The sequence below is a fragment of the Streptomyces longispororuber genome (assembly GCF_014656095.1).
Lineage (GTDB): Bacteria > Actinomycetota > Actinomycetes > Streptomycetales > Streptomycetaceae > Streptomyces > Streptomyces longispororuber.
In genome coordinates this window covers 1-4400 of sequence record NZ_BNBT01000279.1, presented here as the reverse complement: position 1 = coordinate 4400, position 4400 = coordinate 1, and the positions used below count along the sequence as shown (strand labels likewise).

The 4400-nt window shown below is 72.4% G+C and carries 3 protein-coding genes and 1 pseudogene; all 4 read right to left on the bottom strand.

Annotated elements, in window-relative coordinates; genetic code table 11:
* Positions 1 to 182, bottom strand: a pseudogene (locus IE330_RS37840) (hypothetical protein); the annotation flags it as partial.
* A complete protein-coding gene (locus IE330_RS37835; protein ID WP_190140717.1) occupies positions 169 to 1572 on the bottom strand; it encodes a family 2B encapsulin nanocompartment shell protein in 1404 nt (467 codons plus the stop codon). The pseudogene IE330_RS37840 and the gene IE330_RS37835, both read right to left, overlap by 14 nt.
* A 267-nt stretch (positions 1573 to 1839) precedes the next feature.
* Complete coding sequence (locus IE330_RS37830) at positions 1840 to 2928, bottom strand: mechanosensitive ion channel family protein (protein ID WP_190140715.1); 1089 nt, start codon at positions 2926 to 2928, stop codon at positions 1840 to 1842.
* Between the two features lie 133 nt (positions 2929 to 3061).
* Positions 3062 to 3883 carry an SAM-dependent methyltransferase gene (locus IE330_RS37825; RefSeq protein WP_190140716.1) on the bottom strand — a complete coding sequence of 274 codons (822 nt, stop codon included), beginning with the start codon at positions 3881 to 3883 and terminating at the stop codon, positions 3062 to 3064.
* Between the last annotated feature and the right edge of the window lie 517 nt (positions 3884 to 4400).

The following is a 4400-nucleotide window of genomic DNA, read 5'->3' as shown; positions in this document are numbered from 1 at the left end:
CTCGGCGCGGCGGTCGCGGGCGCCGCGCCGTCGGGCACCGTGGCCGTGGGCAGCACGCCCGCGGGCAGCGCGCCCGTGGGCAGTGCCCCCGTGGGCGTGGCGGTCGGCGGGGCCGTCGGCACCGGCACCTGCCCGGGCGCCCGGAGCAGCGCCCGCAGGTCGGGAACCTCAGGAGTAGTCATGGTAGTTGTTCACCTCGACGTTCTGGAGCACGGCGATGGCGTCCTGGACCAGGACCGCGGTGTTGAAGTACGCCGTCATCAGGTACGAGGTGATGCCCTTCTGGTCGGTGCCCATGTTCCGCATGGACAGGCCGGGCTCGACCTCGTCGGAGACCTCGGCCGGCCGCAGGCCCACCACGCCGCGGTCCGCCTCGCCCACGCGCATCAGCAGGATCTCCGTGGTGCCGACGGCCGCGGTCGAGCCGTTCGTACGCAGGCCGTCGCTGAACGGCACCTTGTCGGACGGCACCAGCGGCACCCCGCGCCAGGTGAGCAGCGGGCTGCCGAACCGGCTGTCGGTGACCGGGGGCACGCCCCGCCGCGTACACTCGCGCCCGAACGCGGCGATGGCCTTGGGGTGCGCGAGGAAGAAGCTCGGCTGCTTCCAGACCCGGGCGAGCAGCTCGTCGAGGTCGTCGGGCGTGGGCGAGCCGGTGCGGGTCTGCACCCGCTGGCCGGGTGCCACGTTGTGGAAGAGGCCGAACTCCGGGTGGTTGAGCAGCGCCGCCTCCTGCCGTTCGCGCAGCGCCTCGATGGTGAGCAGCGCCTGCTGGCGGGTCTGGTCGACGTCGCCGCTGTAGACGTCGTGGACGCGCGTGTGCACCCGCAGCACCGTCTGCGCCAGCGTCATGTGGTACTCGCGCGGCCGGTCCTCGTAGTCGACGTACGTGGCGGGCAGGTCCGGCTCGCCGACGTGGCCCGAGGTCAGGTCCACGGGCACCTCGGCGCCGGGCCGGTAGCCGTTGCCGGAGACGTACGTCTCCATGGAGGAGCGCACCGTCTCGTCGCGGTCGGCCAGCGCGGCGAGCGCGCGCCGCTCGGCGACGAGGGCGGTGCCGGGCGTGAGCGCCTGCACGCGGTACGGCGTGGCCTCCTCGCGGGTCCACGCGCGCAGGTCGAAGAACTGCCCGTCGCCGATCACCTCGATGAGCTGCTCCTCGCCGTACCGCCCGGTGACCCGCTTCTCGGCCCGGCCCTGGACGATGATCCACAGCCGGTCGGCGGGGTCGCCCTCCTGCGCGAGGATCTGCCCGGGCTCGAAGCGCACCTCGGTGAAGGCGTTCGCGAGTTCGGCGAGGCAGGACTCATCGGCGTCGCGCAGGTACGGCAGTTCGCGCAGGTCACCCGGGACGACGCGGGGCGCCTCGCCGTCGGTGTGGGTGGATATGCGGTCGTCGCCGAGGACGAAGGTACGGCGCCGGTTCACCCGGTACACACCGGACTTGAGGTCCACCCAGGGCAGGGCGCGCAGCAGGTAGCGCGGTGTGGTGCCCAGCATCTGGGGCGCGGTCTTGGTCGCGGTCGCGAGTTGCCGTGCTGCGTCCGGTGAGAGGGACAGGCGGTCGGTCACGGGGGTCACGGGGGTCTCCTTGCGATCGGTGCGGACGGAAACGAGCAGGGCCGATCGTCTTCGTGCGCATCCATGACCACAAGGAGTGACTTTTTGGTTGAATGACGTGCGAGGCCGGAAATAACCGAACTTGCGAACCAAAGGGGGCGGGCGCGGCCCGTGGCGGCGGGGGAAGCCCTGCCCCGTCCGGCGGTCCGGACACCCGCACGCGGCATATGCGTCCGAATCCGCCCCCTCGCGAGCGGTTGGGGACCCCTGAAGCACCTCTTATGGAAGGGCTTGCGTGAACTCGTGATCGGTCCGCTGGTGCGGGATCGCCACCGGCAGCTCGCCCTGCCGCACGGTGACGGTGCGCGTCGGCGCCGGCACCGGGATGCCCTCGGCCCGGTAGCGCCGGTGCAGGCGCTTGATGAACTCGTGCTTGATCCGGTACTGGTCGCTGAACTCGCCGACGCCGAGGATGACGGAGAAGCCGATCCGGGAGTCGCCGAAGGTGTGGAAGCGGATGGCGGCCTCGTGGTCCGGCACCGCCCCGGTGATCTCCTTCATCACCTCGTCGACGACCTCCAGGGTGACGCGCTCGACGTGGTCGAGGTCGCTCTCGTAGCCGACGCCCGCCTGCACCATGATCGACAGTTCCTGCTCGGGCTGGCTGTAGTTGGTCATGTTGGTGCCCGCGAGCTTGCCGTTGGGGATGATGACCAGGTTGTTGGAGAGGTTGCGCACCACCGTGTTGCGCCAGTTGATGTCGACGACGTAGCCCTCCTCGCCGCTGCTGAGGCGGATGTAGTCGCCGGGCTGCACCGTCTTCGCGGCCAGGATGTGCACGCCCGCGAACAGGTTGGCGAGGGTGTCCTGGAGCGCGAGGGCGACCGCGAGACCGCCCACGCCGAGCGCGGTGAGCAGCGGCGCGATGGACACGCCGAGCGTCTGCAGGACGACGAGGAAGCCGATGGCGAGCACCACGACGCGCGTGATGTTCACGAATATCGTCGCGGAGCCGGCGACGCCGGAGCGCGACTGGGCCAGGGACTTCACCAGACCCGCCACGATGCGCGCGGCCGTGACGGTGGCCGCGAGGATGAGCAGCGCGGTCAGCACGAGGTTCACGTTGCGTCCGGTACGCGGCGTCAGCGGCAGCGCGGTGGCCGCCGCGGCCAGGCCCGCGACGACCGCGGCGCACGGCACCAGGGCGCGCGCGGCGTCGACGATCACGTCGTCGCCGGTCCACCGGGTGCGCGTCGCGCGTACCCCCAGCCAGCGCAGGGTGGCCCGTGCCAGCAGCGCCGCGGCGACGCCGCAGACCACGGCGATTCCGGCGATCGTCAGGTCGTGCAGGGTGAGGGCTCGGTCCATCGATGTGCTCCCGTGGTCGGCCGTGCGCTCCCGTGGTCGGAGAGACAGCCGTCCATCCTGCCCTACCGCCGCGGACCCGCCGCACCGGCCCCCACCTGCGATCTTCGCCGGGCCGTGCGGGCGGCGCGGGCCGTCACGCCGTGCGTCCCACCCCCGCGTACAGCGGCACCCGGGTCCCGTCCCGCACCTCGCCGACGCCGAGTTCGGGGCGCCAGTCCGGGGGCTGCACCAGGCCCGGGTCGAGCAGCGTGAACCCGTCGAAGAACCGCTCCGTGGCCGCCCGTGACCGCGGGACGAGGGTGCTCCCGCTCGTCGTGTACCGGTCGACGGCCTCGCCGACCCACGCGGTGTCCTCGTCGCCCGCCAGTTGCGAGAGCACCAGGTGGCTGCCGGGCGCGAGCGCCGCGGTGAGGCGGGCCACGACGGCGTGGGCGCCGCCCCCTTCCCCCTGGTCGTCGTCGAGGAAGTGCGTCAGCGCGATCAATGACAGGGCGACGGGCCGGGTGAAGTCCAGGACCTCCGCGGCGCGTTCGAGGATCAGCTCCGGGTCGCGCGCGTCCGCCGCGACGAACGCCGTCGCCCCCGCCGCGGTCCCGTCGAGGAGCCCCGCCGCGTGCACGCGCACGATCGGGTCGTGGTCCACGTACACCACGCGCGCCTCCGGGGCGATGCCCTGCGCGATCCGGTGGAGGTTCGGCTCGGTCGGGATGCCGCTGCCGACGTCGAGGAACTGGCGCATGCCCGCCGGGCCCGCGAGATGGCGCGTGGCGCGCTGCATGAACCACCGGTTGTGCCGGGCGCCGTACGGGGCGGTGGGGTCCAGCGCCACGATCCGCGCGCCGAACTCCGCGTCCACCGGGAGGTGGTGGGAGCCGCCGAGGAAGTAGTCGTACACGCGGGCGGGGTGGGGCCTGCCGGTGTCGACGCCGTCGTCGGGAGGGGGTGCCGCCACGATTACCTCTCCGGTGGGTAGAACGTTCGTTTCGGTGGTCGGTGGTCGGTGGTCGGTGGTCGGTGGTCGCTGGTCGGTCGTGGGTGGTTGGTGGTTGGTGGTCGGTGGTTGGTGGTCGGTCGTGGGTGGTTAGTGGTTGGTCGTCGGTGGTCGGTCGTGGGTCGTCGGTCGTGGGTCGTGGGTCGTGGGTCGGTAATCGGTGGTCGGTCGTCGGCCGGTCGGCCGTGAGTCGTCGCCGTGAGCCGTCGGCCGTGAGCGATTGGCCGTCTGCCGTCTGTCGTCTGCCGTCTGTCGTCTGTCGTCTGCCGTCAGCGGTCCGCCGTCGGCCGTGAGACGTCTGCGGTCAGCGGTCACCGGTCAGCCGCTGGCCGTCGGCTGTGAGCCGTCTGCCGTCTGCCGTCTGCCGTCAGCCGTCAGCCGGTCGGCAGTGAGCCGTGAGCCGGTCGGCAGTGAGCCGTGAGCCGGTCGGCCGTGAGCCGTCGGCCGATCCTCCGGCCGGACGATCGGCCGACGGCTCACG